We start from the raw sequence: 26,601 nt of genomic DNA, 5'->3' as shown, positions 1-26,601 counted from the left end.
TGCGCAACTTTTGGCTTACTGCGCCCGCGAGAGGCCCTAGAATCCCGCCCGTTGGTGCCTGCGTCGTGGTTCACACGCCGCGGTTCAACGGGAAGCAGGAGTGAACGCCACCCGGAAACGGGACAAGGCCGAAGCCGCCTGCGCTGCCCCCGCAACGGTCAAGCAGTCGACGCCATGCGCGTCAACCTCATCCATCAAGCCACTGGGCGCCCTGAAACAGGCGCCTGGGAAGGCGGTGAGGTCGTACTGCCAGCCCGGATACCGGCCAACGAGGCGGCTGCCGCATGCGCGATCGATTCGCGCGCATGAAGCAGCCATTGCGCCCAAACGCTGGCGGGGAGGCCGGCGACGGGCATAGACGTTCGTTCGGTCCATTCATGATTTCCTGCGTTTCCCTTTCCCTCGGCCGTGTTCCCGCGCGCCGTCGCCGCCTTGCCTGCCTGCCGCTCGCACTGGCCTCCGCTTTCGGCGGCCTGGCGCTGATCCAGCTGCCCTCGGCAGCGCACGCCCAGCAAGAGGCGCGCGCGCTGGGCGAGACCGTGGTCACGGCCAACCGTACGCCGCAAGCCCTGTCCGACCTGGTGGGCGACGTGTCCATCATCGACCGCCAGACCATCGAGCGCAGCGGCGCCGTCGGCGTGGCCGACGTGCTGGCGCGCCTTCCCGGCATCGAGATGACGCGCAACGGCGGCTTGGGCAGCACCACCAGCCTGTTCGTCCGTGGCGCAGACACGCGCTTCACCGCCGTGTACATCGACGGGGTGCGCATCGATTCGCAATCGACCGGCGGCGCCGGCTGGGAGGGCATTCCCCTCGCGCAGATCGACCGCATCGAAGTGCTGCGCGGCCCCGCTGCGGCGGTGTACGGCTCCGACGCCGTGGGCGGCGTGGTCCAGCTCTTTACCCGCCGCGGCGAAGAGGGCGTGGCGCCCTACGCGGGCGTGGGCTTCGGCAGCCATGGCCTTCGCAAGGCCGAAGCGGGCGTGAGCGGGAAGTCGGGCGCGTTCGACTATTCGCTGGGTGTTGCGCATGAAGAGAGCAAGGGCTTCAACGCGCTGCCGATCGAAAAGCGCACCCCCTCCAGAGACGGCCTGACAGACCCCGACCGCGATGCATACCGTAATGATTCGGGCAACCTGCGGCTCGGCTACCAGATCAACCCGGCCCAGCGGCTCGAGGCCACGCTGCTCTACAGCGACACCGAAGCGGGCTACGACTCGCCGGTGAGCACCAGGACGCGGCCGCCGATCCGCTTTACCAACGACGTTTCCCAGAACACGCTGCGTACGGCGGGGCTTTCGTGGTCCGCCAAGTGGAACGACATCTACAGCACGCGCGTGCAGGTGACCGATTCGCAATCGGTCTACAAGACGCAGCCTTCGTTCTACCGCACCGAGACCAACCTTCGCGGCTACCTGTTCCAGAACGAATTGCGCTTCGGCCCGCACCTGGTGACGGCCACCCTCGAGCGCCGTGAAGACGCGCTCGAGAACGCACCCACCACCTTCACCGGCCTGCTGTCGCGCAAGCGCTCGCAGGATGCGGTTTCGCTGGGCTACGGTTTCGTGCAGGGGGCGCATTCGCTCCAGCTGCATGTGCGGCATGACGACGACAGCGAATTCGGCGGCAAGACCACCGGCAGCGCCGCGTACGGCTACGCCATCACGCCCAAGCTGCGCGCCACCGTGTCGGCCGGAACCGCATTCCGCGCGCCCACGCTGTACCAGCGCTTCAGCGAATACGGCACGCCGACCCTCAAGCCGGAGTCGAGCCGCAACGTCGAGCTTGGCTTGCAGTACGCCGACGGCGGCACGCATGCGGGCATCGTCGTGTACCAGAACCGCGTCAACGACCTGATCGTGTTCGACGGCGGGGCCACGAATTGCGATTCCGGCTTTGGCTGCTATGCCAGCACGGCGCGTGCGCGCTACCGGGGCATCACGCTTTCGGGCGGCCACCGCATCGGCGACGTGACGCTGCGCGCATCAGTGGACTTCCAGGATCCGCGCGACCTGGAAACCGACAACCTGCTCGCACGCCGCGCGCGCCGCCATGGCACGCTGGGTGCCGACTGGCGCGTTGCCGGCTGGACGCTGGGCGCCGAGGTGCAATCGTCGAGCAAGCGCTTCGACGATGCCGCCAACACCCGCACGCTGAGCGGCTACACCGTGCTGAACCTCGTGGCCAGCACGCAGATCACGCGCGACATCGGCCTGGTGGCGCGCGTCGACAATGTGGGCGACAAGGACTACACGCTGGCACGCGGCTACGCCACCGGCGGCCGCAATGCCTACATCGGCCTGAAGTGGACGCCGCATTAATCAGGCTTGCCGACGGCAACCCCGAAAGGAAGAAAGATGCCCACGACCATTGCGCATGAATTCATCCTCGGGGGCCAGAAAAGCGGCAAGTCGCGCCGCGCCGAGCAGCGCGCCATCGACTGGCTGGCCGAGGCGCCCGCTGCGCGGCGCGCCGTGCTCATCGCCACCGCGCAGGCGTTCGACGACGAGATGCGCGAGCGCATCGCGCGCCACCAGGCGGACCGCGCCCGGCGCGTGCCGGCCATGCGTACTGTGGAAGAACCGGTCGAACTGGCGCGCGCCATTGTTTCCGAGAGCGCGCCCGAAACGCTGGTGGTGGTCGATTGCCTCACGCTCTGGCTCACCAACCTGCTGATGCCGCTGCGCTCCGAGGCCGCCAAGCCCGCCACTCGCACGCCCCCGGCGCACGTCGCCATGCTGCTCATCGCGCTGCGCGAGGCGCGCGGGCCGGTGGTATTGGTCGGCAACGAAATCGGCCTGGGCGTGATTCCGCTTGGCCGGGAGACGCGTGCCTTCGTCGATACGCTCGGCCGCATGAACCAGGAGGTGGCAGCCGCATGCCATCGCGTGACGCTGATGGCGGCCGGGCTGCCGTTGACCTTGAAGGCGCCTGCCGCATGAAGATGAAGCACTGGATTCGATTTTTTTCCGCAGTATTCGGCCTTGGTGTTCTGTCGCTGGCCGCGCACGCTCTTGAAGTAACGGACGAGCGCGGCGTTACCGTGAGCCTGCCGCAGCCGCCGCAGCGCATCGTCACGCTGCTGCCGTCGTTGACCGAAGGGGTTTGCGCGCTCGGCGCCTGCTCGCGGCTGGTGGGTGTCGACAACTATTCCAACTCGCCGAGTGCGGTGCGCGCGCTGCCGCAACTGGGCGGAGGGCTCGACCCCAATGTCGAGGCCATCGTGGCGCTGCGGCCCGACGCGGTGCTGCTTGCCAAGTCGTCCCGCGTGACGCAGCGGCTCGAAGCGCTGGGCCTCAAGGTGGTGGTGCTCGAACCCAAGAGCCATGCCGACGTGCAGCGCGTGCTCGGCAAGCTCGACCAGGTGCTTGGCACCCGCGAGGCGCCGAACGTGTGGCGCGTGATCGACGCCAGCGTGTCGGCGGCGGCGCAATCGCTCCCCGACCGTGCGAAGGGCCTGCGCGTGTACTTCGAAGTCAACAGCGCGCCGTTTGCGGCCGGCGAGTCGTCGTTCATCGGCGAAACGCTCACGCGACTGGGCGCGAAGAACATCGTGCCGGCGTCGCTCGGGCCGTTTCCCAAGCTCAACCCCGAATACGTGGTGCGCGCCAATCCTGACCTCATCATGGTCAGCGTGCGCAGCGCGCAGGGGCTGGAGCAGCGCCCGGGTTGGGGCGGCATCCGTGCGGTGCGCGAAGGCCGCATCTGCCGCTTCAGCGCTGACGAGTCCGATGTGCTCGTGCGCCCCGGCCCGCGCATGGACGAGGCGGCGCGTTTGATGGCACGCTGCCTGACGGAAAAGTCCGGCTGAAAAGCGGCAAGAATTCTTCATGCACACGCACCATCAGCGCAGGGTCTGGCTTTTCGGCATTGCCTTGCTTGGCTTGGGCATTGCGTTCGCGCTGCTCGGGCTGGGCATCGGCAGCACCGGCTTCGAAAGCCTGCTGGCGGCATGGCGCGACCCGGTGGCACTGCAGATCGTGTGGGACATCCGGCTGCCGCGCACGCTCGGCGCCTGGCTCGCGGGCGCGTTGCTCGGGCTCGCGGGCGCGGTGGCGCAGGGCCTGTTTCGCAATCCGCTGGCCGATCCCTATCTGCTCGGCAGTGCATCGGGTGCTTCGCTCGGCGTGGCGGTGGCGCTCATGCTGTTCGGCGGCTCGGTCGCAAACATGCAATGGGCACTGCGCCTTGGCCTTACCGGTGCGGCCTTCGTGGGGGCGGTGCTCGCGGTGATGCTCACGCTGCTGCTCGCGCGCGGCGTGCAGCAGACACTTCGGCTGCTGCTGGCGGGCGTGATCGTCGGCGTGGTGCTCGGCGCCGCCAAAGACCTGATCACCATCGCTTCGGCCGATGTCCTGCAGGCCATACAGGGCTTCATTCTCGGCAGCACCGGCCTGGTCGGCTGGAGCGCATGCGCCGTGATGGCCGCTGCCGGTGTGGTGTGCCTGCTGCTGGGCTGGGCGCTTGCGCCGGTGCTCGACAGCCTTTCGCTGGGCGAGGCCACTGCAAGAAGCCTTGGCCTTCCGCTGGGCGCCATGCGCGCCGCGCTGGTGGTGGTGCTCGCGCTGGCCACCGGCGCGGCCGTGGCGCAAACGGGCCTGATCGCTTTCGTGGGCCTTGCCTCGCCGCACCTCGTGCGCTCGGTGGTCAAGACCACGCATGCCGGGTTGATCGTGCTGTCAACGGCCATGGGCGGACTGCTGCTGATGTCCGCCGACCTCGCAGCGCGCTGGCTCATTGCCCCGCAGGAGCTGCCCGTGGGCGTGCTCACGGCCGTGCTCGGAGGCAGCTACCTGCTGTGGCTGATGCACAGGCGCAGCGCGCGGGGAGGCGTGGCATGAGCGGCCGCATTCCCGCCATCGAAGTACGCGGCTTGAGTGCCACGCTCGGCAGCACCGAGGTGCTGCACGGCATCGAGCTGAAGCTGGGCGCCGCGCGGTGGACCAGCATCGTCGGGCCGAACGGCGCGGGAAAGTCGACCTTGCTCAAGGCGCTTGCAGGCCTGCTTCCGCACCGTGGCGAGGTTTTCCTTTTTGGCGAGCCGGCGGCCAAGGTGCCGGGCCGCATTCGCGCACAGCGCCTTTCATGGCTGGGCCAGAGCGGTGCGGCGGGCGAGGGCAGCGCCGACGACCTGATGGTCTACGACATTGCGATGCTCGGCCGCCTGCCGCACCAGCGCTGGCTTGCCGCGCCCAGCGCGGAAGACCGCGAGGCCGTGGAGCGCGCATTGCGCAGCACGCAGGCCTGGGAGTGGCGCGAGCGGCCGTTGGGCCAGCTCTCCGGCGGCGAACGGCAGCGCGTGCTGATGGCGCGCGCGCTCGCGGTCGAGGCCGAGCTGCTGCTGATGGACGAGCCGCTCGCCAACCTCGATCCGCCCCACCAGGCCGACTGGATGCAGACCGCGCGTGCCTTGGTGGCCGAAGGCCGCACCGTGGTCAGCGTGCTGCACGAACTGCCCATGGCACTTGCGGCCGACGAGCTGGTCGTGATGAATCATGGCCGCGTGGTGCACCACGGCGGCAGCAGCGACCCGGCCACGCACGCAGCGCTCGAGCAGGTGTTCGATCACCGCATTCGTGTGCATCGCGTGGCGGACCAGTGGATTGCCTTGCCGAATTGAACGACTTTCCGAACACCACACCATGCAGATCGAAACTCCCCCCAGCGACAAGCCCTACGAAAAACCCGAAGGCGAACGCCGCGGCATCGTCATCGTCAACACCGGTGACGGCAAGGGCAAGAGCACGGCCGCCTTCGGCTTGGCGTTGCGTGCGCACGGCCGCGGCAAGGCGGTGAAGATCTACCAGTTCATGAAAGTGCCCTCCGCCCGTTTCGGCGAGCACCGCATGTTCGAGCAGATCGGCATTCCCATCGAAGGCCTGGGCGACGGCTTCAGCTGGAAGAGCCAGGATCTCGAGCGCTCGGGCCAGCTTGCGCGCGACGGCTGGGAAAAGGCCAGGGCGGCCATTCTTTCGGGCGAGTTCTTTCTGGTGGTGCTCGACGAGATCACCTATCCGCTGATCTACGGCTGGCTGCCGCTCGACGGTGTGCTCGAAACGCTGCGCGAGCGGCCGAAGCATGTGCACGTGGTGCTCACCGGCCGTCGCTGTCCGCCTGAGATCGTCGAGCTGGCCGACACCGTGACCGACATGACCATGGTCAAGCACGCCTTCAAGGCCGGGATTCCCGCGCAGCGCGGCATCGAGGATTGAGCCTTTGGCTTCCGCAGCCGCCTTGTGGCTTGCGCTGGCCATCGACCGTTGGCTGGGCGAGCCGGCGGTGCGCTGGCATCCCGTGGTGTGGATGGGGCACTACCTTGGTTGGTTCGGCTCCCGCCTTGCGCCACTCGCGGCCGATGCAAGGCCGCGCGATCTGTCGCTGTTCCTGAAGGGCGCGCTGGCCTGGTGCGTTGGTGCAATGGTCGTTGGCGCCATGGCCCTGACGGTGCAGGCAACCGCACTGCAATGGCTGCCCGGCTGGGCAACTGCCGTAGTGCTTGCTATTGCATTGAAGCCGCTCTTCGCATGGCGCATGCTGCGCAATGAAGTGCTGGCCGTGGAGGCGGCGCTCGCGGTGTCGCTGGAGGCGGGCCGCGCGCAACTCGCCCGGTTGGTGAGCCGGGACGTCTCCATGCTCGGTGAAAGCGAAGTGCGCGAAAGCGCCATCGAGTCGCTGGCCGAGAACCTCAACGATTCACTGGTGGCCCCGCTGTTCTGGTTTGTGCTGCTGGGCTTGCCGGGCGCCGCGGTCTATCGCTTCGCGAACACGGCCGATGCCATGTGGGGCTACCGCGGCGAGCGCGGCGGCCGCGACTGGACGTGGTTCGGCAAATGGGCCGCGCGCGCGGACGATGTGCTCTCGTGGCTGCCGGCACGGCTCACCGTGCTGCTGCTTGCGCTCGCGTCGCGGCAATGGCCACGCGGGCTGGCGCCAGAGGCGCGCCGCACGCCTTCGCCCAACAGCGGGTGGCCAATGGCGGCGATGGCATTGCTGCTTGGCGTGCGGCTGGCCAAGCCCGGCGTGTACGCCTTGAATGCGGAAGGGCGGCGCGCCGAAGCGGCCGACACGCAGCGCGCAGCGCAACTGGGCGGCAGGGCCGCGCTCGCGCTGGCGGCGTGTGCATCATTGGCGATCTTCGCCATCGCGAGGTGGGCATGACACTGGAACGAACGACACCAACCCATGCGCTGCATGGCGGCCCCGACGGCGCCGGTGCGGCGCGGCACGATTTCTCGACCAACGGCAATGCGGCGGGCCCGTGCCCTGCCGTTCTGGCAGCGTTGCGCGCGGCCGATGCAGCGCACTATCCTGACCCGGCCTACACCTCGCTGCGTCGCGCGCTGGCCGCCTTTCATGACGTGGCCGTCGAACGCGTGGTCATTGCGGGCAGTGCGAGCGAATTCATTCACCGCATCACAGCCGCCTGGGCGCAAGGCGGTGGACGGGAGGCCTGCCTGCCGATGCACAGCTATGGCGACTACGAGCGGGCGGCGTCGGCCTGGGGCTTGCAGACGTTGCGCACCGCCGACCCGCGCGGAAGGCCGGCACTGCGCTGGTGCTGCGAGCCCTCGAGCCCGCAGGGCCAGGCCGATCTCGTGCCGCACACGGACGCGAGCGGTGTCTGCGTGCTCGACATGGCTTACGAGCCGCTGCGTCTCGAAGGCCGGCCGTCGTTCGACGCCGCACAACGCAACCGCGTCTGGCAGCTGTGGACGCCGAACAAGGCGATGGGCTTGACCGGCATTCGCGCTGCCTATGCCATCGCACCCCAAAACGACATGGCCGCGGCGCTGAGTCAACGCATCGAGCAACTGTCGCCTTCATGGCCCATCGGCGCGCACGGCGTGGCAATGCTCGAAACCTGGGCCGGCGACGAAGCCCAGGCGTGGCTCGCGCAAAGCCTGAACACCTTGCGAGCATGGAAAGCGCAGCAGCGCGCCCTCTGCGAATCGCTGCGATGGGAGTGCCTGCCGAGCGACACCAACTTTTTCTGCGCGCGCACCGATGTGCCGTATCCGAAGCTCGCCGCAGAATTGCGCACTGAAGGCATCAAGCTGCGCGACTGCGCATCCTTCGGCCTGCCCGGCCACGTGCGGCTGGGTGTGTTGCCGCCGCAAAGCCAGCAGGCGCTGAAGGAGGCCTGGACACGAGCGGCAAAAGCAACCGAACATTGAACGGACACAAGCAGGAATCCGCCGCCACCATGCTCTACGCCATCACCACGCTCTTTCTTTGCCAACTGGCCGGCGAACTGCTCGTGCAGTGGCTTAGCCTGCCGATTCCCGGTCCTCTGATCGGCATGCTGCTGCTCTTCGTCGCGCTGCTCGTGCGTGGCGGCGTGCCCGAGGCATTGAGCGAGACCTCCAGCCATCTGCTGCGCAACCTCATGCTGCTGTTCATACCGGCGGTGACCGGCGTCATGCTGCACTTCGAACGGGTGGGGCGTGAGTGGCTGCCGTTCCTTGCAGCGGGCATCGTGGGCGCGGCCTTCACCATGACGGTGACCGCGCTCACGCTACGCTGGATGATCCGCATCACGGGCAAGGAGGCGGAATGACCGCCCCGGCAAAGCTATCTGAGATCTGGGTCTTCCTCGCGCAGTCGCCGCTGCTCTGGCTGTCGCTCACGCTGCTGGCCTACCTGGGCGCGCTGTGGCTGCACAAGCGCAGCGGCAGCAGGCCGCTGGTCAATCCGGTGCTGGTGTCGGTCGTCGTCATCGTCACGGTGCTGCTCGTCACGCGCACGCCCTACGACACGTATTTCGAGGGCGCAAAGTTCGTGCACTTTCTCATCGGCCCGGCCACGGTGGCGCTGGCCGTGCCGCTCTACGGCCAGCTCGCGCGGCTGCGCAGGCTGTGGCTGCCGATCGGCGTGGCGCTGCTGGTGGGCTCCGTTGCGGCCATTGTCTCGGCCATCGGCATTGCCTGGGTGCTGGGCGGCTCGCATGAGCTGATGATGTCGCTCGCACCCAAGTCGGCCACCATGCCGATCGCGATGGGCGTGGCCGAAAAGATCGGCGGGCTGCCGTCGCTCGCCGCCGTGGCCGCCGCCGTCGCGGGCATCTCGGGCGCCATCATGGCGACTGGCCTGCTGAACCTGCTGCGCATCAAGGAACCCGCGGTGCGCGGCTTTGCGGTAGGCATGGCGGCGCACGGCATCGGCACCGCGCGCGCCATCCAGGTGAATGAAACGGCAGGCGCCTTCTCGGCCCTGGCGTTGGGTCTGAACGGCATCGCCACCGCACTGCTGGTGCCGTTGCTGGTCAAGCTGCTGGGTGTTTTCTGACCCGGGTTTTCTGACGCAGAATGGCGCTCCCATCGACGTTGGAGCGCACGGCATGGCCCAGTACACGGCAGAAATTCTCTGGCAGCGAGGCGACCAAGACTTTCTCGGCAACAGCTACAGCAGAAGGCATTCGATGCGCTTCGACGGCGGCGCGGAAGTGCCGGGTTCCTCGTCGCCGCACGTGGTGCCCTTGCCGTTTTCGGATGCGGCGGCGGTCGACCCCGAAGAAGCCTTCGTCGCTTCGCTCTCGAGCTGCCACATGCTGTGGTTCCTCACCATGGCGGTAAAGCGCAAGTTCACCGTCGACCGTTACTTCGACGCGGCAAGCGGCATCATGGAAAAGAACGCCGAAGGCAAGCTCGCGATGACGGTGGTCACGCTCCGGCCCGAGGTCACGTTCTCCGGCGCCAACCTGCCCACGCGCGAGCAGGTCGAACACATGCACCACCGGGCGCATGAGGAGTGCTTCATTGCCAACTCGGTCAAGACCGAGGTGCGCTGCGAACCGGTGTTCGGCTGACTCCGTTCAAGCGGAGAACGGCTCAGCGCCGCTGCAGCCGCGGGTTCTTCGCAAACAGCTCGGCCGCCCAATCCACGAACGCCCGCACCTTCGCGCTCAGGTGGCGGTTGGGCGGGTAGACCACATGAATCGGCAGCGGGTCGCGGTGCCAGTCCGACAGCACCTCGATCAGCTCGCCGCTCTCCAGCAGCGGCTCGGCCATGAAGGTGATGCACTGCGAAATGCCGAAGCCGCCGAGCACCGCCGCCATGTGGGCGTTGCTCTCGTTCACCGACACGCGATACGGCCCGTTGAGCTCGATGGTCTCGTCGTCCTTCTTGAACTCGTGCGGGTAGATGCGCCGCGTGCTGCCCGAAAAGTAGCTCACCACGTGGTGCCGCTTCTCGATGTCGTTGGGGTGCTGCGGAATGCCGTAGCGCTTGATGTAGGCGGGCGATGCCACCGTCACGAAGTGCAGGGTGCCGATGCGCCGGGCCACCAGCGACTGGTCGCTCAGCTCGCCGGCCCGGATCACGCAGTCGACGTTGTCGGTGATGAGGTCGACCGTGCGGTCGCTCACGCCCAGGTCGACCTGAATTTCGGGATAGCGGTCGCAGAAGGTGGCCAGCGCGGGCAGGATGACCAGCCGCGCCACCGAGGTGCCCACGTCGATGCGCAGCCGCCCGGTGGGATTGGCCTGCGCATTGGTCATGCTGGCTTCGATGTCGTCGAAGTCGTTCAGGAGGCGCGCCGCGCGTTCGTAGTAGGCCGCGCCGTCGGGCGTTACCGTCACGCGCCGCGTGGTGCGGTTGAGCAGCTTCACCCGCAGGCGCGATTCCAGCGCCTGGATCTGCTTGGTGACCGTCCCCTTTGGCAGGGCGAGCGAATCCGCGGCCCGGGTGAAGGTGCCTGCTTCCACCACGCGGACAAAGATCCGCATTGCCTGGATTTGATCCATTGATGACTGTTCCTGGGAACCCGGCCCTTGCCGAGGGGAGCGGATTCTCACACAAGGTGACAATCCCTATCGTTTCCCGGATTGTTCGCCGTTTGGAAACAGAGTAGGGGCAGGTTGCCTGTTTAACACCACACTGGCCGCCTTATATTTCGACTATCGCCAATCCTCCTGAGGTTGCCTCCATGTCACCCCGTCCGTCGTCCCGCTCTGCCGAAGCCGCTGCCCTAGCCGCGGCGCAAGGCGTGGAAGCCGATCTTTCGATCGAGCTGCCCGGCCGCGCGCCGGTGGATGCCCGGGTCTACGGGCAACGCCCGCGCGGCGAAACGGTTCCGCTGGTGCTGCATTTCCACGGCGGCACCTTCGTTTGCGGCAACCTGGACAACGGGCGCAACGTGGCCCGGCTGCTGGCAGGGGCCGGTGCGGTGGTGGTGTCGGTGGCCTACCCGCTGGCACCCGAATCGCCGTTTCCCGAGCCCATTGAAGTGGGCTATGCAGCGCTCGAATGGCTCTACAAGCAGCGCGTCAAGCTCGGCGGCAAGGGCGCCCAGGTGTACCTGGCCGGCGAAGAAGCCGGCGGCAACCTGGCCGCCGGGGTGGCGCTGATCGCCCGCGACCGGGCGCATCCGCCGCTGGCGGGGCAAATTTTGCTGTCGCCCATGCTCGACCCGTGCGCGGGCACTGCGTCGCTGCGCAAGGCGACGAACGACGAGGCCGAATGCCGCTGGGCCAAGGGCTGGGAAAAGTACCTGAGCTGCCCCTCCAACGCGACCCATCCGTACGCGGTGCCGAGCGGATCGCTCCGGCTTGGTGCGTTGGCACCCGCGCTGGTGCTGGTGGGCGCCGACGACGCGATGCGCGACGAGGCGCTGACCTTTGCCGGGCGCCTGCGCGCGGCCGGCATCGAGGTGACGAGTGCCGTGTTGCCTGGTGCCGCGAACTGGCCCAAGGCGCTGTACGACCCCGAACCCTCGGGCTGCAAGGCCTGCGAAGCCAGCGTGCAGCAACACTTCCGCGAATTTTTCAGTGCCACCACGCCGCCTCCGGTAGCACCCAAGCCCAGCTAGGTGGGCCGGTCGCGGCAGCCCAGCCAGACGTCGCGACGCCTTTCCCCGGCCCACCGGTAATCCCGGTCATTTTCGAATTCCGCCTCCTGGTGCCAAAAGCGCCGGGGTGGCCTGTTGCATCCCAAAAAGTCATCGAGAAGGACGAACCATCATGTCGAACAATAAGCAAAAACTGTCTTCCGTCGCCCGCAAGGGCCTGTGGCCCACAGTGACCGGGCTCACCGCACTGCTGGCTGTGGCCGCCGCGGTGCTTGGCATGCAGAGCTTCAAGGCCGAGGCCACGGCACCCGCCGCGGCGCAACAGGGCACACCGGTATCCGTGGCCACCGTGGCCCAAAGCGAAGTCAACGCCTGGGACGAGTTCTCGGGCCGGCTCGAAGCCGTGCAGCGCGTCGATGTGCGCTCCCGCGTAGCGGGCGCCGTGCAGGCGGTGCACTTCCGCGAAGGCGCGTTGGTGAAGCAGGGCGACCTGCTGATCACCATCGATCCCGCACCGTATGCCGCCGAAGTGGAGCGTGCCGAAGCCCAAGTAGCCTCCGCCCAGGCCCGCCAGGCATTCAGCCGCAGCGAGCAGGAACGCGCCAAGCGCCTGTGGGACCAGCAGGCCATTGCCCAGCGCGAATATGACGAGCGCGTGAACGCCAGCCGCGAGGCCGATGCCAACCTGCGTGCCGCGCAAGCGACGCTGCAATCGGCGCGCCTCAACCTGGGCTACACGCAAGTGCGTGCGCCCGTGTCGGGCCGCATCGGCAAGCTCGAGGTGACCCAGGGCAACCTGGTGGCCGCGGGCCCCGGCGCGCCGGTGCTGACCACGCTGGTGTCGGTGAGCCCGATCTACGCGAGCTTCGATGCCGACGAGCAGGTGATCACCCGCGCCCTGAAAGACCTGCCGAGCGGCGCCAGCGCACGCGGCCAGATCGAGAGCATTCCCGTGCAGATGGGCACCTCGGGCTTCGACGGCACGCCCTTCGTCGGCAAGCTGCAGCTGATCGACAACCAGGTCGACGCCCGCAGCGGCACCGTGCGCGTGCGCGCCTCGTTTGACAACAAGGACGGCGCGCTCATTCCGGGCCAGTTTGCCCGCATCCGCATGGGCCAGGCGCGCAATGACTCCGCTCTGCTGGTGAGCGAACGCGCCATCGGCACCGACCAGAACAAGAAGTTCGTGATGGTCGTGGGCGAAGACAACAAGGCCATGTACCGCGAAGTGACGCTCGGTGCATCCGTCAATGGCCTGCGCGTGGTGAGCAAGGGCCTGAAGGCCGGCGAACGCGTGGTGGTGAACGGCCTGCAGCACATCCGCCCCGGCGCACTCGTGGTGCCGCAGAACGTGACGATGGACGCCAAGGCCGACACCAAGCAACAACAACCGGAACGCGTCGCGGAAGCCGCGAAGTCCTGAACTCGGAGGGGAGCGCATTTGCGCTCGCCGGAGAAACAACATGAATCTCTCTAAATTCTTCATCGACCGGCCGATCTTTGCCGGCGTGCTGTCGCTATTGATATTGATAGCCGGCCTGATCGCGCTGCGCGGGTTGCCGATTTCGGAATACCCCGAAGTCGCGCCGCCTTCGGTGGTCGTGCGTGCCCAGTACCCGGGCGCCAACCCCAAGGTGATTGCCGAAACCGTGGCAACGCCGCTCGAAGAGCAGATCAACGGCGTCGAAGGCATGCTCTACATGGGCAGCCAGGCTACCACCGACGGCGTGATGACGCTGACGGTGACCTTCCGCCTCGGCACCGATCCCGACAAGGCCCAGCAGCTGGTGCAGAACCGCGTCTCGCAAGCCGAGCCGCGCCTGCCGGAAGAAGTGCGGCGCCTTGGCATCACGACCGTCAAGAGCGCACCCGACCTGACGATGGTGGTTCACCTCGTTTCGCCGAACAACCGCTACGACATCAACTACCTGCGCAACTACGCGGTGCTGAACGTGAAAGACCCGCTCGCGCGCATCGAAGGCGTGGGCCAGGTGCAGATCTTCGGCGGCGGCGACTACTCGATGCGCGTGTGGCTCGACCCGCAGAAGGTTGCGCAGCGCGGCCTCTCGGCAAGCGACGTGGTGGCTGCGATCCGCGGCCAGAACGTGCAGGCCGCGGCCGGTGTGGTCGGCGCTTCGCCGGGCCTCTCGGGCGTGGACATGCAGCTCTCGATCAATGCGCAAGGGCGCCTGCAGAGCGAAGAAGAGTTCGGCGACATCATCGTGAAGAGCGGCACCGACGGCGCCGTGACCCGCCTGCGCGACATCGGCCGCCTGGAAATGGGCGCTGCCGACTATTCGCTGCGTTCGCTGCTGAACAACGACCCGGCCGTCGGCATGGGCGTGTTCCAGGCGCCGGGCTCCAACGCGCTCGACATCTCGTCCAACGTTCGCAAGACGATGGCCGAGCTCAACAAGAACATGCCTGAAGGCCTGGAATACCGCATTGCGTATGACCCGACGCAGTTCGTGCGCGCATCGATCGAATCGGTGATTCACACGCTGCTCGAAGCCATCTTGCTGGTGGTGCTGGTCGTGATCCTGTTCCTGCAGACGTGGCGCGCTTCCATCATTCCTCTGCTGGCCGTGCCGGTGTCGGTGATCGGTACCTTCGCGGTGCTGCACGTGCTGGGCTTTTCCATCAACGCGCTGAGCCTGTTCGGGCTGGTGCTGGCCATCGGTATCGTGGTGGACGACGCCATCGTGGTGGTGGAAAACGTCGAACGCAACATCGAGGCGGGGCTGACGCCGCGCGAAGCGACCTACCGCGCAATGCGCGAAGTGTCCGGGCCCATCATCGCAATCGCGCTGGTGCTGGTGGCCGTGTTCGTTCCGCTGGCTTTCATCAGCGGCCTCACGGGCCAGTTCTACAAGCAGTTTGCGGTGACCATCGCGATCTCGACGGTGATCTCGGCCATCAACTCGCTCACGCTGTCGCCGGCTCTCGCGGCACTGCTGCTGCGCGGCCATGACCAGCCCAAGGATGCGCTGACCCGCGGCATGGACAAGGCCTTCGGCTGGCTGTTCCGCGGCTTCAACAAGCTCTTCAGCCGCGGCTCGGAAGCCTACAGCGGCGGCGTCAAGAGCGTGATCTCGCGCAAGACGTTGATGCTGGTGATCTACCTCGCGCTGGTCGGCGTGACCTTCGGCCTCTTCAAGGCGGTTCCCAGCGGCTTCGTGCCGGCGCAGGACAAGCAATACCTGATCGGTTTTGCCCAGCTGCCCGACGGCGCCACGCTCGACCGCACCGACGAAGTGATCCAGCGCATGGGCGAGATCATGAAGAAGAACCCGAACGTGGAAGACGCCATCGCCTTCCCGGGCCTGTCGATCAACGGCTTCACCAACAGCTCGAACTCGGGCATCGTGTTTGCCACGCTCAAGCCCTTCGACCAGCGCAAGCGCGCCGACCAGAGCGGTGGTGCCGTGGCCGGCCAACTCAACGGTGCCTTCGCCAGCATCCAGGACGCGTTCATCGTGATGTTCCCGCCGCCGCCGGTGGCGGGCCTGGGCACCACGGGCGGCTTCAAGCTGCAGCTGGAAGACCGTGCATCGGTGGGCTACGACCAGATGGACGCCGCTGTGAAGGCCTTCATGGCCAAGGCCTATGCAGCGCCCGAACTCACGGGCATGTTCACGAGCTGGCAGGTCAACGTGCCGCAGCTGTATGCGGACATCGACCGCACCAAGGCGCGCCAGCTCGGCGTGCCGGTGACGGACATCTTCGACACCATGCAGATCTACCTCGGTAGCCTCTACGCGAACGATTTCAACAAGTTCGGCCGCACGTACAGCGTGCGCGTGCAGGCCGATGCGCCTTACCGCGCCCGCGCCGAAGACGTGGGCATGCTCAAGGTGCGCTCGACCACGGGCGAGATGGTGCCGCTGTCGGCGCTGATGAAGGTGAATTCGACCTTCGGCCCGGAACGCGCCATGCGCTACAACGGCTACCTGGCAGCCGACATCAACGGCGGCCCCGCTCCTGGCTATTCGTCGGGCCAGGCTCAGGACGCGATCACCAAGATTGCGGCCGAGACGCTGCCCAAGGGCGTGACCTTCGAGTGGACCGAGTTGACCTACCAGGAAATCCTGGCCGGCAACTCCGCCTTCCTGGTGTTCCCGCTGGCCATCCTGCTGGTGTTCCTGGTGCTGGCCGCGCAGTATGAAAGCCTGACGCTGCCGATCGCGATCATCTTGATCGTGCCCATGGGCATCCTGGCTGCGATGACGGGCGTATGGATATCGGGGGGTGACAACAACGTCTTCACGCAGATCGGGTTGATCGTGCTGGTGGGGCTGAGTGCGAAGAACGCGATCCTGATCGTGGAGTTTGCACGCGAGCTCGAGTTTGCCGGCCGCACGCCCATCCAGGCTGCGATCGAAGCCAGCCGCCTGCGCCTGCGCCCGATTCTCATGACCTCGCTGGCCTTCGTGATGGGCGTGCTGCCCCTCGTGCTGTCGACCGGCGCGGGCTCTGAAATGCGCAAGGCCATGGGCGTGGCGGTGTTCGCCGGAATGATCGGTGTGACGGCTTTCGGCCTGTTCCTGACGCCGGTGTTCTACGTGCTGATGCGCCGCCTGGCGGGCAACCGCGCACTCAAGCTACATGGCGACGTGCCGCATGGGGAAGACTTCGTTTCGGCGGCCCATCCCGCTGCACCGGCACCGTCGTCCCACGGTGGTTCGGGCGGCGGCGGGCTGCACCCGCTGCCTGCTGCGCCGCGCCCTTCGCACGGCTCGCACGACTGATCGAGAAGAAAGCTCATCATGAAATTCTCAGTACAACCTTGGGTCAAGCCGCTTCGCACCGCCTTGCTGCCGCTGGTGGCAGCCCTGGCGCTGGCCGGCTGCGCGACCGTGCCCTCCGGCGTGCCGGAGATCCAGACCACCGCCCAGTTCAAGGAGCAGGGCGCGGCCCCGCCCGCGGGCTGGACGCGTGCCGTGCCTTCCGAAGCGCAGGCCCGCGGCGCATGGTGGCTGGCCTTCAACGACCCGGTGCTCAATGCGCTGGTCGAAAAGGCGGACGTCAACAACAACAACATCCAGGCCGCCGCGGCCCGGCTTGCGGAAGCTCGCGCCCTGGCGCGCAGCGCCCAGGCCGACCGCCTGCCGCAAATCGGCCTGGGCGCCGGCGCCAATCGCGGTGCGGGCCTCGACAAGGCCACGGCCAGCACCCGGCCGGCCACGATGACCAACATCGGCGCCACGTTCTCGTACGAGGTCGACCTGTTCGGCCGGCTCTCGGGCGCCAGCAACGCGGCCAAGCTCGATGCGGCCAGCCGTGAAGCGCTGCTGCAAAGCACGCGCCTTGCCGTGCAGGCCGAGGTGGCGCAAACCTACCTGCAACTGCGTGCGCTCGACGCCGAGCGCGCCCTGGTGCGCGAGCAGGTCGAGGCCTACCGCGACACGCTGCGCCTGACGCAGCGCCGCCAACAGGCCGGCGACATCGCCGAGCTGGACGTGGCGCGCGTGCAGACCGAGGTGTCGTCGACCGAGTCGGATGCGCTCGCGCTCGACCGCCAGCGTGCGCAGGTCGAGCATGCGCTTGCGGTGCTGGTGGGCGATTCGGCCTCGAGCTTCGGCCTGCGTACCGACGAGTGGGCCACCGCGCTGCCGTCGGTGCCGCCGGGCGTGCCGGCCACGGTGCTCACGCGCCGCCCGGACGTCTCGGCCGCGCAGAACGCCGTGCTCGCGGCGCAGGCTCGCGTGGGCGTGGCACAGGCCGCGTGGTTCCCGGATATCTCGCTGACCGGGGCCGCCGGCTATGCGTCGCCGGAAATTGGCGACCTGTTCAAGTGGTCGGCCCGCTCGTGGGGCGTGGGTGCGCTGCTTTCGCTGCCGATCTTCGACGGCGGCCGCCGCGAAGCCGGTGTGCAGGGCGCCAACGCGCAGCTCGACGGTGCGCTGGCCAACTACCGCAGCCAGGTGCTGGTGGCGTTCCAGGAGGTGGAAGACCAACTCTCCGCCATCCGCATCCTGCAGGAGCAGTCGACCGTGCAGGCGCAGGCCGTCACTTCGGCCCAGCGCGCGACCAGCTTGTCTGACACGCGCTACCGCAACGGCTACATCAGCCAGCTCGACCTGCTCGACGCCCGCCGCAGCGAACTGCGCAACCGTCGCCAGGCGCTGCAGGTGAAGTCGGCGCAATACCAGGCGGCCGTGGGGCTGATCCGCGCCATCGGCGGCGGGTGGGACGTGCCTGCCGCCACGGCGAAGGCGCAGCCTGAGCCCGGTGCGCCGGGCGCGGTGCAGACCGCGGCACGCTGAAACACCAAAGGGGCGCAAGCCCCTTTTTCTTTGGGCAGCCGCGCTTCGAGGAAAGTGGCATGCGGTGACAACGGACAATAGCCGCATGACAACCCGATGCGTGATGGTTCTGGGCACGACCAGTGGCGCCGGCAAGAGCTGGCTGGTCACTGCGCTGTGCCGCTGGTATGCGCGGCAGGGCCTGAAGGTGGCGCCTTTCAAGGCGCAGAACATGAGCAACAACGCCCGCGTGGTCGATGGCGGCGAGATCGGCAGCGCGCAATACTTTCAGGCGCTGGCGGCGCGCGCCGTGCCGCACGTGCGCATGAACCCGCTGCTGCTCAAGCCCGAGCGCGACACCCACAGCCAGGTGGTGCTGATGGGGCAGGTGAACCAAGAGCTCACGGCCATGCCCTGGCGCGGACGCAGCGAGCGCGTGTGGCCGCAGATTGCTTCGGCGTTCGACGAATTGCGCGCCGAGAACGACGTGGTAGTGATCGAAGGCGCCGGCTCGCCGGCCGAGATCAACCTGATGGCCAGCGACATCGTCAACCTGCGCGTGGCCCGGCATGCGGATGCCCGCTGCCTGCTGGTAACTGATATCGACCGCGGCGGGGCCTTCGCGCATCTCTATGGCACCTGGGCATTGATGCCCGAGAGCGACCGCGCATTGCTGCGCGGCTTTGTTCTCAACAAGTTTCGCGGCGATGCCTCGCTGCTGGCTCCGGCGCCGCAGCAGCTGCAGGCGCTGACCGGCGTACCCACGGTGGCCACGCTGCCCATGTGGTGGCAGCATGGCCTGCCCGAAGAAGACGGTGTGTTCGACGACCGGAGCCGCTCGAGCGGCGTTGTCACGCGTACCGTGGCGGTGGTGGCGTATCCGCGCATCAGCAATCTGGACGAGTTCCAGCCGCTCAAGAATGTGCCCGGCGTTCGCTTGGTGTGGGCGCGCGCACCGGCAGACCTGGCGGGCGCCGACTGGATCGTGCTGCCCGGCTCCAAGCACACCAGCGGCGACCTGGCCTGGCTGCGCGCGCAGGGGCTGGACCGCGCCATTGCCACGCACGCGGCCGGCGGGGGCGCTGTGCTGGGTGTTTGCGGCGGCTTGCAGATGCTGGGCGAGGCGCTGGTCGACCCGCATGGCATCGACGGCAATGCGCCTGGCCTGGGGCTGCTGCCGCTCGTCACCGTGTTCGAGCGCGAGAAAACCGTGCGCCACCGGGGCGCCGCCTTCGGTGAACTGGGCGGCCAATGGGCTGCGCTTTCGAACGTCCCGGTGGCAGGCTACGAAATTCACCACGGCCATACCGCGATACACCCGCAAATGGCGCAGGACGGCCATGCCGTGATGCCCGAAGGCCTGGCCTGGCAGAACGCGCGCGGCAATGTGCTGGGGCTTTACCTGCACGGCTTGTTCGAAGACGCGGCCGCGTTGCACGCGCTCTTCGGCGCCGCGGCCCCCACACTCGATTCCACTTTCGACGGCCTGGCCGATTTCATCGACACCCACTTCGAGGCCGGCGTACTGCAGGGCCTGATCGCATGACCGACAAGAACACCAATCCTTCCATCACTGACATCCGCGACGACGCGCTCGCAGCACGGCTGCAGGGCGCGCTCGACAACAAGACCAAGCCGCTCGGCGCGCTCGGCCGCCTCGAAGGGCTGGCCCTGCGTATCGGCCTGATCCTGGGCAGCGAAACACCCGTGCTCGAAGCGCCGCAGATGCTGGTGTGCGCGGGCGACCATGGCCTGGCGGCGCGCGGTGTATCCGCGTTTCCGAGCGACGTGACCTGGCAGATGGTCGAGAACTTTCTTGCAGGCGGCGCGGCGGTGAGCGTGCTGGCGCGCCAGCACGGACTCGCGCTGACGGTGGTCGACTGCGGCGTGCGGCGCGACTTCCAGGCGCGCCCGGGGCTGGTGTCGCGCCGCATCGCCGCCGGCACCGCCGATGCGTCGGCCGGCCCTGCGATGACGGCAGAGCAATGCGCGCAAGCCATTGCCAACGGCCGCGAGGTGGTGCGCGCGCTCCCCGGCAATGCCTTGCTGCTCGGCGAGATGGGCATCGGCAACAGCTCGGCGGCGGCCATGCTGCTTGCGCGGCTGGCGGGCCTCGACATCGATGCCTGCACCGGCGCAGGCACGGGGCTCGACGCCGCCGGGCTGGCGCGCAAGCGCACAGTGCTGCGCGAAGTGCTGGCCCTGCATGCATCGGCGGTTGCGCCGCTCGATGCATTGGCTGCGTTTGGCGGCTTCGAAATTGCCACCCTGGTCGGCGCGGTGCTGCAGGCGGCGGAAGAGCGGCGCGTGATCGTGGTCGATGGATTCATCGCGAGCGCGGCGGTGCTGGTGGCGCAGGCACTGCAGCCGCACGTGGCCCAGCGCTGCGTGGCCGCGCACAGCTCGGCGGAACCGGGGCATGCGCTGTTGCTGAAGCACCTCGGGTTGGAGCCACTGCTGAATCTCGATTTGCGCCTTGGCGAAGGCTCTGGCGGCGCGCTGGCGTGGCCGCTGCTCGAATCGGCCTGCCGCATCCTGCGCGAAATGGCGAGCTTCGAGGCGGCGGGCGTGTCTCGCAAGGACAGCTGAACTCCATGAACGGCGTTCGCCACTACCTGCTGGCCCTGCAATTCTTCACGCGGGTGCCGGTGACTGGGCGACTCGCTGAGTGGGTCGGATTCAGCCCGCAGATGCTGCGCGCGAGCGCGGCGCATTTTCCGGGCGTCGGCTGGCTCGTGGGGTTTGTGGGAGCCGCCGTTTTTTTCCTGGCGCTGCAGGGCCTGTCGGGCGCGGCTGGTGCGCTGGCAGCGGCGCTGCTGAGCATGGTGGCAACCGTGCTGCTCACCGGCGCCTTTCATGAGGATGGCTTGGCCGACGTGGCCGACGGACTGGGCGGATCGGCCGACCGAAACCGCGCGCTCGAGATCATGAAGGACTCGCGCATCGGCGCCTTCGGGGCCATTGCGCTGGTGCTTGCGTTGGGCCTCAAGGCCGCGCTGCTTGCTTCGCTGGCGGGGCAGGGGGTGCAGGCGGTGGCCGGTGCCATCGTCGGCGCGCATGTGCTGTCGCGGCTGGCGCCGCTGTTTTTGATTCGCTGGCTGCCGTATGTGGGCGATGCCGGTGCGAGCAAGGCCAAGCCGCTGGCCGATGCAATCGGCGGCGGCGCCTTGCTGGTCGGCGTGCTCTGGTCGGTTCCTGCCCTTGTGCTGGTGCTGGTGACGCAAGGCCCCGCGAGAACAGCGGCCGTCGTGGCGGCCTGCGCCGTTGCGGCATTGGTGATGGCGCGCATGTTCCGGCGCCGGCTGCGAGGCTTCACCGGCGACGGGCTCGGCGCCACGCAGCAGGTGTGCGAGCTTGCGATCTATCTTGCATTGGCGTGGCAGTCATGAGGCTGTGGCTGGTGCGCCATGCGCAAACCGACGCCGCGCCGGGCCTTTGCTATGGCGTGACGGATGTCGGCGTGCCCATGGAGGCGACGCTGGCGGTTGCGCGCGCGGTGGAGGCCCGCATACCCGCAGGCATCGCATTGGTCCATTCGCCCTTGCGGCGTTGCGCCGAGCTGGCACAGGCCATCGGCATGCTGCGCCCGGACCTTGCCATGCGGGCGGACGAGCGCCTGGCCGAAATGGACTTCGGCGCCTGGGAAGGCCGGCCATGGGCATCCATTACCAGTGCCGACTTCGATGCATGGACCGGAAATTTCGCCGATGGCCTTCCGGGCGAGTACGGCGAAAGCACGGCCAGCTTCATGCAGCGCACGGGTGCTGCTTTCGACGAGTGGCGCGCGTCGGGCCAGGACGCGGTGTGGGTCACGCATGCGGGCGTGATGCGCGCCGTGCAACTGCTGCATGGCGGCGTGCGGCGCGTGGAGGCCGCCGCGCAATGGCCGTCGGCGCCCATTGACTATGGGGCGTGCCTGCTGATCGAATGCAGGTGACGGGCGGCAGCGTCCGCGCCATTTCATTGCCCCATTCGCGCCATGCCCGCACAGCCTTCCCACGAGCGCCTGTACGTTCGCCTCGACGAGGACCCCTTGCACGGTCCCGAGGCTGCGATGCCGGCGGGCTCATTGCAGGCCTTCCCGGTTGCAGCGCCGTTGCGCGCGCATGTCGCGCACATCCTGCTCTATCGCGAAGCGCTGCCTGACGGGCGCGAAGTCCTCGAGCGCGTGCTGCCCGACGGCGCGGTGCGGCTGGTCTTCAACCTTGGCGATGCGCCCTCTGCGGGGGAGGGCGCCGGGCAGCCCGTTGAAGCAATCGGCGCTTCGGCCGCGCCGGCGCTGGTTCGGCTGCGCGGCAAGGTCGAGGGGCTGTCGGTCACGTTGCGCCCCGGCGCGGCCGCGGCGCTGCTCGGCATGCCGGCCGGGGAGATTGCCGGCACCGCGGTGCACCTCGATCAACTCTGGTGCGGCCAAGGCGCCGAACTGCGCGAACGCATGGCAGAAGCGCGTGACGACGCCTCGCGGGTTGCGGTGCTGTGCGCCATGCTCGGGCAGCGGCTGGCGCAGGCCGACATGGCTCTTCAACCGGCCGCCCCTATGGCCACGATAAGGGCGGCGCAGCTGATCGCGGAATCGGGTGGTCGGCAATCGCTGCACGAGGTAGCGGCTGCGGTCGGCGTCGGCGAGCGCCGTTTGCAGCAATTGTTCCAGCAGGAGGTGGGCCTCTCGCCGCGCACGTGGGGCAGGCTCGCGCGGCTGCATGCCTGCCTGCGCGCCTTGCGGCAGCCACGGCCGCGCATGTCCGGCTGGGCGGAGCTGGCGCTTGACGGCGGCTTCTACGACCAGTCGCACCTTGTCAACGAGTTCAAGGCGCTGAGCGGCCTCACGCCGACCGAGTTTCTCGGCCGCACGGTTTCGGTTTCTTCCAATACAGCGGCGTGACACGGCGGTACCTTCGGGCTTCGAACTCGGAGAAAAAGGAAAGAACTCGATGCAAGACGAAGAAGTGAGGAAGCCACTGAAGGGCCGCGTGGCCGTGGTGACCGGCGCCAGCCGGGGCGCCGGCCGCGGCATTGCCCTGGAGCTGGGCGCGGCAGGGGCCACCGTGTACGTGACAGGCCGCAGCACGCGTGCGCAGCCGGCCGAAAGCTATGGACGCATCCTTGCGCTCTCGGAACTCAAAGCCCTGCCGGGCAGCATCGACGAGACGGCCGACGAACTCACGCGCATGGGCGGCCACGGCATTGCGGTCCGCTGCGACCACACGCGGGAAGACGACGTGGCAAGCCTCTTCGCGCGGGTGCAGCGCGAGCAGGGCCGCTTCGACCTGCTGGTGAACAACGCCTGGGGCGGGCACGAAACCTTCAACGGCGTTTTCGAGGCGCCGTTCTGGGAACACCCGCTTTCCAACTGGGAGTCGATGTTCCACCGTGGCGTGCGCAACCACCTGCTGGCGAGCCGGTTCGCGGCGCCGCTCATGGTGGTGCAGAAGAGCGGCCTGATCGCGATCACCAGCTTCTGGGACCGCGACAAGTACCTGCGCGGCAACCTGTTCTACGACCTCGCCAAGTCGGCGATGAACCGGTTGGCCTTTGGCATGGCCGAGGAGCTGCGCCCGCACGGCGTGGCCTCGCTCGCGCTTTCACCGGGCTGGATGCGAACCGAGTTCGTGCTGGCCGGGCACAAGACGGACGAGGCGCATTGGCAGGAACACCCGGCGCTCGCAAGAACCGAGTCGCCGCGCTACCTGGGCCGCGCCATTGCCGCTCTGGCGGGCGATGCGGGGGTGATGCAGAAAAGCGGCAGCGTGCACCGCGTGGCCGACCTGGCGCGTGAATACGACTTTACCGACATCGACGGACGGCAGCCGGAAGCGTTCGAGCTCTAGCCTGGGAGCGAGCCGGCATCAGGCCGACTTGGGCCGCGGCGTCTTCGGCTTGTAGTCGCAGTAGGGCGCCACTGCGCATTCCCAGCACTTCGGCGTGCGCGCCACGCAGATGTAGCGCCCGTGCAGGATGAGCCAGTGGTGCGCATGCAGCCGAAACTCGAAAGGCACCCGCTTCTCCAGCTTGAGCTCTACTTCGAGCGGCGTCTTGCCCGGCGCAAGCCCGGTGCGGTTGCTGACGCGAAAGATGTGCGTATCCACGGCAATCGTCGCCTCGCCGAACGCCACGTTGAGCACCACGTTGGCGGTCTTGCGCCCGACGCCCGGCAGCGCCTCGAGCTCGGCGCGCGTGCGCGGCACTTCGCCGCCGTGCTGCTCCACAAGAATGCGGCAAGTCTCGATCAGGTGCTTGGCCTTGCTGCGGTAGAGCCCGATGGTCTTGATGTATTCCTCCAGCCCTTCCACGCCCAGCCTCATGATGGCTTGGGGCGTGTTCGCCACCGGAAAGAGCTTGCGCGTGGCCTTGTTCACGCCCACATCGGTGGCCTGCGCCGAGAGCAGCACGGCGGCCAGCAGCTCGAAGGGCGTGGCGTATTCGAGCTCGGTTTCAGGGGTGGGGTTGGCCGCCTGCAGGGTGGCGAAGAAGAGGGGGATGTTGTCTTTTTTCATGGGGTCTGGAAGCGCGGCGCTCGCCTGCCGTATGGGGGCGGTGTGGGGGGCGGGCAGCGATAGTTGCAATATATCGTCGAAAGCCGATGGCCTTATGCAGCTTTATTGCCCGCGGCTTTCGCCACAATAGCGCCTCAGAAAGTGAGACTTCCCATGCAATTCGCTTCCCGCCTCGACAACGTCGAAACCTCCGCCATCCGCGAACTCTTCAAGCTGCTGGGCAAGCCCGGCATCATCAGCTTTGCGGGCGGATTTCCCGACAGCGCCATGTTCGACGTCGAGGGCCTGAAGGAGGCGAGCCAGAAGGCGCTGACCGAAGAACCAGGCGGCGCGCTGCAATATGGCGCCACCGAGGGCTACGAGCCGCTGCGCACGCAGCTCAGCGCCTTCATGAAGACCAAGGGCGTCGACGTGGACCCGAGCGGCCTCATCGTCACCACCGGCAGCCAGCAGGCGCTCGACCTGCTGGGCAAGACCATGATCTCGCCCGGCGACAAGGTGATTGTCGAAGGCCCGACTTTCCTCGCCACCATCCAGTGTTTTCGCCTGTACGGCGCGCAGCTCATCAGTGCGCCCATCGACGCCAACGGCGTGAAGACCGACGAGCTCGAAAAACTCATTGCCGAGCACAAGCCCAAGTTCGTCTATCTGATTCCCACCTTCGGCAACCCGAGCGGCGCCATGCTGAGCCTGGAGCGCCGCAAGAAGGTGCTCGAGCTGGCCGTCAAGTACCAGACGCTGATCGTCGAGGACGACCCGTACGGTGATCTCTACTTCGGCGAGGCGCCGCCGCCTTCGATCATGGCTTTGAGCAATGACGTGCCGGGCAGCCGCGAACTGCTGGCCCATTGCGGCAGCCTCAGCAAGGTGCTGAGCCCGGGCCTTCGCATCGGCTGGATGATCGCGCCCGCCGAGCTGCTGGCCAAGGCCACCATGTGCAAGCAGTTCAGCGATGCGCACACCAGCACCTTCTCGCAGGCCACGGCCGCGCAATACCTCAAGAGCGGCCGCATGCCGGCCACGCTGGCGCATGTGCGCGAGGTGTACGGCCAGCGCGCGCAGGCCATGGGTGCGGCGCTCAAGCGCGAACTGGGCGACGCGGTGAGCTTTACGCAGCCGCAGGGCGGCTTGTTCTTCTGGGCCCGCCTCACGGGTGCCAACGCCAAGCTGGCCGATGCAACCGAACTGGCCAAGCGCGCGATCGAGCAGCTGGTGGCCTTTGTGCCGGGCGCACCGTTCTATGCAGAGAAGCCCGACCTGGCGACGCTGCGGTTGAGCTTTGCGACGGCGGATGTGGCGAAGATCGAAGAGGGTGTGAAGCGCCTGGGCCAGGCGCTCTAGATCTTCAGGGCGAGCGGTGCAGCCGCGGCGCCGCCAGCAGCGCCAGGTTGTCCTCGATGGCCGCATCCACATTGGGATAGCGGCCTTTCATTTTCGACAGCGTCATGATGGTCTGGAGCGCCTTCAGGTCCTTGACCGAGGGCGCGACCTTGATCTGCGCGATGGCCGCCGATGCGTTGCCGCCGTTGACCAATGCCATTACCTTGCTTGCCCAGTCGTTTGCGCGCGCCATGTCTTTACCTGCTTTCCATTGAACCGCCGACTGTACACAGCGCGGCGCGTTACGATCACCCATGAGAAAAACCTTTCAGCTTCAGGTCGAGGGCAAGCACCCCGACCGCCTCCTCGAAGCCATCAAGCACGAGATTCGCAAGTACATCAAGCGTGAGCGCCGGCGCGTCCTGCCCGAGGGCGCGGACTTCTGGGACTTCGACTGCAAGTTCGGTACCTCGGCGGAAACCGCCGAAGTTGTGCACCTTTCGGCGATCACTGGCCTGATCGACGGTGTCGTCAAGGAGGCCGGCAAGCAGTTCTATGTCGAGATCCTGGCCAAGCCTGGCAAGCGCGCACCGCGCCCCGCTGGGGAGCGTACGGAAGAGCCTCCCGAAGAAGACTGATTTCTGCCTGTCTCGCGTGATCGGGGCCACTTAGTTCAGGGTGCGTGCAAAGGCCACCGGGTACTCCCCTCCGCGAATGTCCCCCGGGGCTGCGCCCCTCCTCCTTTATTTCGCTGCGC

26 protein-coding genes and 1 riboswitch are annotated in these 26,601 nt (G+C 67.5%); of the genes, 23 read left to right on the top strand and 3 right to left on the bottom strand.

The window, feature by feature from the left end:
- Window positions 1–36 precede the first annotated feature (36 nt).
- A riboswitch (cobalamin riboswitch) is annotated at window positions 37–284 on the top strand.
- A 93-nt stretch (window positions 285–377) separates the two neighbouring features.
- The 11 genes from V9K97_RS22310 to V9K97_RS22260 are packed head-to-tail and all read left to right on the top strand — an operon-like array spanning window position 378 to window position 9,805.
- Entirely contained in the window at window positions 378–2,321 is a 1,944-nt protein-coding gene (locus V9K97_RS22310) for a TonB-dependent receptor domain-containing protein (protein ID WP_337320795.1), read from the top strand.
- A 36-nt stretch (window positions 2,322–2,357) separates the two neighbouring features.
- Window positions 2,358–2,942: a bifunctional adenosylcobinamide kinase/adenosylcobinamide-phosphate guanylyltransferase gene (locus tag V9K97_RS22305; RefSeq protein ID WP_337297664.1), complete on the top strand. Its 585-nt coding sequence runs from the start codon at window positions 2,358–2,360 to the stop codon at window positions 2,940–2,942.
- Window positions 2,943–2,944: 2 nt separating this feature from the next.
- Window positions 2,945–3,811, top strand: a complete 867-nt coding sequence (locus V9K97_RS22300; protein WP_258508460.1) for an ABC transporter substrate-binding protein — start codon at window positions 2,945–2,947, stop codon at window positions 3,809–3,811.
- A 19-nt stretch (window positions 3,812–3,830) separates the two neighbouring features.
- A complete protein-coding gene (locus tag V9K97_RS22295) occupies window positions 3,831–4,841 on the top strand; it encodes a FecCD family ABC transporter permease (RefSeq protein WP_258506799.1) in 1,011 nt (336 codons plus the stop codon).
- On the top strand, window positions 4,838–5,620 hold the full coding sequence (locus V9K97_RS22290; RefSeq protein WP_337297663.1) for an ABC transporter ATP-binding protein: 783 nt from the start codon (window positions 4,838–4,840) through the stop codon (window positions 5,618–5,620). The genes V9K97_RS22295 and V9K97_RS22290 overlap by 4 nt, the downstream gene beginning before the upstream one ends.
- 22 nt (window positions 5,621–5,642) lie before the next feature.
- The gene (cobO, locus tag V9K97_RS22285) at window positions 5,643–6,212 is read left to right on the top strand and encodes a cob(I)yrinic acid a,c-diamide adenosyltransferase (protein ID WP_337297662.1); all 570 of its coding nucleotides are present in this window, start codon (window positions 5,643–5,645) and stop codon (window positions 6,210–6,212) included.
- A 4-nt stretch (window positions 6,213–6,216) separates the two neighbouring features.
- The gene (cbiB, locus tag V9K97_RS22280) at window positions 6,217–7,158 is read left to right on the top strand and encodes an adenosylcobinamide-phosphate synthase CbiB (RefSeq protein WP_337320793.1); all 942 of its coding nucleotides are present in this window, start codon (window positions 6,217–6,219) and stop codon (window positions 7,156–7,158) included.
- Complete coding sequence (locus V9K97_RS22275) at window positions 7,155–8,174, top strand: aminotransferase class I/II-fold pyridoxal phosphate-dependent enzyme (RefSeq protein ID WP_337320791.1); 1,020 nt, start codon at window positions 7,155–7,157, stop codon at window positions 8,172–8,174. Before cbiB ends, V9K97_RS22275 begins: the two co-directional genes overlap by 4 nt.
- 29 nt (window positions 8,175–8,203) lie before the next feature.
- Complete coding sequence (locus V9K97_RS22270) at window positions 8,204–8,557, top strand: CidA/LrgA family protein (protein WP_337320850.1); 354 nt, start codon at window positions 8,204–8,206, stop codon at window positions 8,555–8,557.
- On the top strand, window positions 8,554–9,285 hold the full coding sequence (locus V9K97_RS22265) for an LrgB family protein (protein ID WP_157614252.1): 732 nt from the start codon (window positions 8,554–8,556) through the stop codon (window positions 9,283–9,285). The genes V9K97_RS22270 and V9K97_RS22265 overlap by 4 nt, the downstream gene beginning before the upstream one ends.
- Before the next feature lie 52 nt (window positions 9,286–9,337).
- Window positions 9,338–9,805: an OsmC family protein gene (locus V9K97_RS22260; protein ID WP_337320788.1), complete on the top strand. Its 468-nt coding sequence runs from the start codon at window positions 9,338–9,340 to the stop codon at window positions 9,803–9,805.
- Between the two features lie 22 nt (window positions 9,806–9,827).
- Here the strand turns inward: V9K97_RS22260 and V9K97_RS22255 are convergent, their stop codons facing one another.
- Window positions 9,828–10,742 (bottom strand): LysR family transcriptional regulator, encoded by a 915-nt coding sequence (locus tag V9K97_RS22255; protein WP_126749659.1) that lies wholly within the window; start codon window positions 10,740–10,742, stop codon window positions 9,828–9,830.
- A 182-nt stretch (window positions 10,743–10,924) separates the two neighbouring features.
- Between V9K97_RS22255 and V9K97_RS22250 the strand changes: the two genes are divergently transcribed.
- The 10 genes from V9K97_RS22250 to V9K97_RS22205 all read left to right on the top strand — a co-directional run bounded on the left by V9K97_RS22250 (window position 10,925) and on the right by V9K97_RS22205 (window position 23,858).
- A complete protein-coding gene (locus tag V9K97_RS22250) occupies window positions 10,925–11,806 on the top strand; it encodes an alpha/beta hydrolase (RefSeq protein ID WP_337320786.1) in 882 nt (293 codons plus the stop codon).
- Window positions 11,807–11,957: 151 nt separating this feature from the next.
- On the top strand, window positions 11,958–13,208 hold the full coding sequence (locus tag V9K97_RS22245; protein ID WP_258506772.1) for an efflux RND transporter periplasmic adaptor subunit: 1,251 nt from the start codon (window positions 11,958–11,960) through the stop codon (window positions 13,206–13,208).
- Window positions 13,209–13,248: 40 nt separating this feature from the next.
- The gene (locus V9K97_RS22240) at window positions 13,249–16,533 is read left to right on the top strand and encodes an efflux RND transporter permease subunit (protein ID WP_258506770.1); all 3,285 of its coding nucleotides are present in this window, start codon (window positions 13,249–13,251) and stop codon (window positions 16,531–16,533) included.
- Window positions 16,534–16,551: 18 nt separating this feature from the next.
- Window positions 16,552–18,051 (top strand): efflux transporter outer membrane subunit, encoded by a 1,500-nt coding sequence (locus V9K97_RS22235; RefSeq protein WP_337320784.1) that lies wholly within the window; start codon window positions 16,552–16,554, stop codon window positions 18,049–18,051.
- A gap of 85 nt (window positions 18,052–18,136) precedes the next feature.
- On the top strand, window positions 18,137–19,576 hold the full coding sequence (locus tag V9K97_RS22230; protein WP_337320782.1) for a cobyric acid synthase: 1,440 nt from the start codon (window positions 18,137–18,139) through the stop codon (window positions 19,574–19,576).
- A complete protein-coding gene (gene cobT / locus V9K97_RS22225; RefSeq protein WP_337320780.1) occupies window positions 19,573–20,619 on the top strand; it encodes a nicotinate-nucleotide--dimethylbenzimidazole phosphoribosyltransferase in 1,047 nt (348 codons plus the stop codon). Before V9K97_RS22230 ends, cobT begins: the two co-directional genes overlap by 4 nt.
- 5 nt (window positions 20,620–20,624) lie before the next feature.
- On the top strand, window positions 20,625–21,419 hold the full coding sequence (locus V9K97_RS22220) for an adenosylcobinamide-GDP ribazoletransferase (RefSeq protein ID WP_337320778.1): 795 nt from the start codon (window positions 20,625–20,627) through the stop codon (window positions 21,417–21,419).
- Entirely contained in the window at window positions 21,416–21,967 is a 552-nt protein-coding gene (locus V9K97_RS22215; RefSeq protein WP_337320776.1) for a histidine phosphatase family protein, read from the top strand. Before V9K97_RS22220 ends, V9K97_RS22215 begins: the two co-directional genes overlap by 4 nt.
- 42 nt (window positions 21,968–22,009) lie before the next feature.
- On the top strand, window positions 22,010–22,912 hold the full coding sequence (locus V9K97_RS22210; RefSeq protein ID WP_337320774.1) for a helix-turn-helix transcriptional regulator: 903 nt from the start codon (window positions 22,010–22,012) through the stop codon (window positions 22,910–22,912).
- A 49-nt stretch (window positions 22,913–22,961) separates the two neighbouring features.
- Window positions 22,962–23,858, top strand: a complete 897-nt coding sequence (locus V9K97_RS22205; protein ID WP_337320771.1) for an SDR family NAD(P)-dependent oxidoreductase — start codon at window positions 22,962–22,964, stop codon at window positions 23,856–23,858.
- 18 nt (window positions 23,859–23,876) lie between these two features.
- Here V9K97_RS22205 and nth read toward each other — a convergent pair whose 3' ends face one another.
- Window positions 23,877–24,524, bottom strand: coding sequence for an endonuclease III (gene nth / locus V9K97_RS22200; RefSeq protein ID WP_337320769.1), 648 nt, complete (start codon window positions 24,522–24,524; stop codon window positions 23,877–23,879).
- 153 nt (window positions 24,525–24,677) lie between these two features.
- Here nth and V9K97_RS22195 point away from each other — a divergent pair, with 153 nt between their 5' ends.
- Window positions 24,678–25,865, top strand: a complete 1,188-nt coding sequence (locus V9K97_RS22195) for an aminotransferase-like domain-containing protein (RefSeq protein ID WP_337320767.1) — start codon at window positions 24,678–24,680, stop codon at window positions 25,863–25,865.
- Window positions 25,866–25,869: 4 nt separating this feature from the next.
- Here V9K97_RS22195 and V9K97_RS22190 read toward each other — a convergent pair whose 3' ends face one another.
- Window positions 25,870–26,097 (bottom strand): hypothetical protein, encoded by a 228-nt coding sequence (locus V9K97_RS22190; protein ID WP_157614223.1) that lies wholly within the window; start codon window positions 26,095–26,097, stop codon window positions 25,870–25,872.
- Between the two features lie 61 nt (window positions 26,098–26,158).
- On the opposite strand from V9K97_RS22190, the gene V9K97_RS22185 reads away from it, so the two are divergent.
- Window positions 26,159–26,482 (top strand): DUF6172 family protein, encoded by a 324-nt coding sequence (locus V9K97_RS22185; RefSeq protein WP_309954532.1) that lies wholly within the window; start codon window positions 26,159–26,161, stop codon window positions 26,480–26,482.
- Window positions 26,483–26,601: the final 119 nt, after the last annotated feature.

Source organism: Variovorax sp. CCNWLW186 (assembly GCF_037203865.1).
Lineage (GTDB): Bacteria > Pseudomonadota > Gammaproteobacteria > Burkholderiales > Burkholderiaceae_C > Variovorax.
The sequence above is the reverse complement of the archived record's forward strand: the minus strand, read 5'-3'. Positions and strand labels throughout refer to the sequence as shown.

What these genes read in the sequence shown, in the direction of transcription:
- V9K97_RS22310 (WP_337320795.1), top strand. Translation starts at nt 378, where the DNA reads ATGATTTCCTGCGTTTCCCTTTCCCTCGGCCGTGTTCCCGCGCGCCGT.
- V9K97_RS22305 (WP_337297664.1), top strand. Translation starts at nt 2,358, where the DNA reads ATGCCCACGACCATTGCGCATGAATTCATCCTCGGGGGCCAGAAAAGC.
- V9K97_RS22300 (WP_258508460.1), top strand. Translation starts at nt 2,945, where the DNA reads ATGAAGCACTGGATTCGATTTTTTTCCGCAGTATTCGGCCTTGGTGTT.
- V9K97_RS22295 (WP_258506799.1), top strand. Translation starts at nt 3,831, where the DNA reads ATGCACACGCACCATCAGCGCAGGGTCTGGCTTTTCGGCATTGCCTTG.
- V9K97_RS22290 (WP_337297663.1), top strand. Translation starts at nt 4,838, where the DNA reads ATGAGCGGCCGCATTCCCGCCATCGAAGTACGCGGCTTGAGTGCCACG.
- cobO (WP_337297662.1), top strand. Translation starts at nt 5,643, where the DNA reads ATGCAGATCGAAACTCCCCCCAGCGACAAGCCCTACGAAAAACCCGAA.
- V9K97_RS22275 (WP_337320791.1), top strand. Translation starts at nt 7,155, where the DNA reads ATGACACTGGAACGAACGACACCAACCCATGCGCTGCATGGCGGCCCC.
- V9K97_RS22270 (WP_337320850.1), top strand. Translation starts at nt 8,204, where the DNA reads ATGCTCTACGCCATCACCACGCTCTTTCTTTGCCAACTGGCCGGCGAA.
- V9K97_RS22265 (WP_157614252.1), top strand. Translation starts at nt 8,554, where the DNA reads ATGACCGCCCCGGCAAAGCTATCTGAGATCTGGGTCTTCCTCGCGCAG.
- V9K97_RS22260 (WP_337320788.1), top strand. Translation starts at nt 9,338, where the DNA reads ATGGCCCAGTACACGGCAGAAATTCTCTGGCAGCGAGGCGACCAAGAC.
- V9K97_RS22255 (WP_126749659.1), bottom strand. Translation starts at nt 10,742, where the DNA reads ATGGATCAAATCCAGGCAATGCGGATCTTTGTCCGCGTGGTGGAAGCA.
- V9K97_RS22250 (WP_337320786.1), top strand. Translation starts at nt 10,925, where the DNA reads ATGTCACCCCGTCCGTCGTCCCGCTCTGCCGAAGCCGCTGCCCTAGCC.
- V9K97_RS22245 (WP_258506772.1), top strand. Translation starts at nt 11,958, where the DNA reads ATGTCGAACAATAAGCAAAAACTGTCTTCCGTCGCCCGCAAGGGCCTG.
- V9K97_RS22240 (WP_258506770.1), top strand. Translation starts at nt 13,249, where the DNA reads ATGAATCTCTCTAAATTCTTCATCGACCGGCCGATCTTTGCCGGCGTG.
- V9K97_RS22235 (WP_337320784.1), top strand. Translation starts at nt 16,552, where the DNA reads ATGAAATTCTCAGTACAACCTTGGGTCAAGCCGCTTCGCACCGCCTTG.
- V9K97_RS22230 (WP_337320782.1), top strand. Translation starts at nt 18,137, where the DNA reads ATGACAACCCGATGCGTGATGGTTCTGGGCACGACCAGTGGCGCCGGC.
- cobT (WP_337320780.1), top strand. Translation starts at nt 19,573, where the DNA reads ATGACCGACAAGAACACCAATCCTTCCATCACTGACATCCGCGACGAC.
- V9K97_RS22220 (WP_337320778.1), top strand. Translation starts at nt 20,625, where the DNA reads ATGAACGGCGTTCGCCACTACCTGCTGGCCCTGCAATTCTTCACGCGG.
- V9K97_RS22215 (WP_337320776.1), top strand. Translation starts at nt 21,416, where the DNA reads ATGAGGCTGTGGCTGGTGCGCCATGCGCAAACCGACGCCGCGCCGGGC.
- V9K97_RS22210 (WP_337320774.1), top strand. Translation starts at nt 22,010, where the DNA reads ATGCCCGCACAGCCTTCCCACGAGCGCCTGTACGTTCGCCTCGACGAG.
- V9K97_RS22205 (WP_337320771.1), top strand. Translation starts at nt 22,962, where the DNA reads ATGCAAGACGAAGAAGTGAGGAAGCCACTGAAGGGCCGCGTGGCCGTG.
- nth (WP_337320769.1), bottom strand. Translation starts at nt 24,524, where the DNA reads ATGAAAAAAGACAACATCCCCCTCTTCTTCGCCACCCTGCAGGCGGCC.
- V9K97_RS22195 (WP_337320767.1), top strand. Translation starts at nt 24,678, where the DNA reads ATGCAATTCGCTTCCCGCCTCGACAACGTCGAAACCTCCGCCATCCGC.
- V9K97_RS22190 (WP_157614223.1), bottom strand. Translation starts at nt 26,097, where the DNA reads ATGGCGCGCGCAAACGACTGGGCAAGCAAGGTAATGGCATTGGTCAAC.
- V9K97_RS22185 (WP_309954532.1), top strand. Translation starts at nt 26,159, where the DNA reads ATGAGAAAAACCTTTCAGCTTCAGGTCGAGGGCAAGCACCCCGACCGC.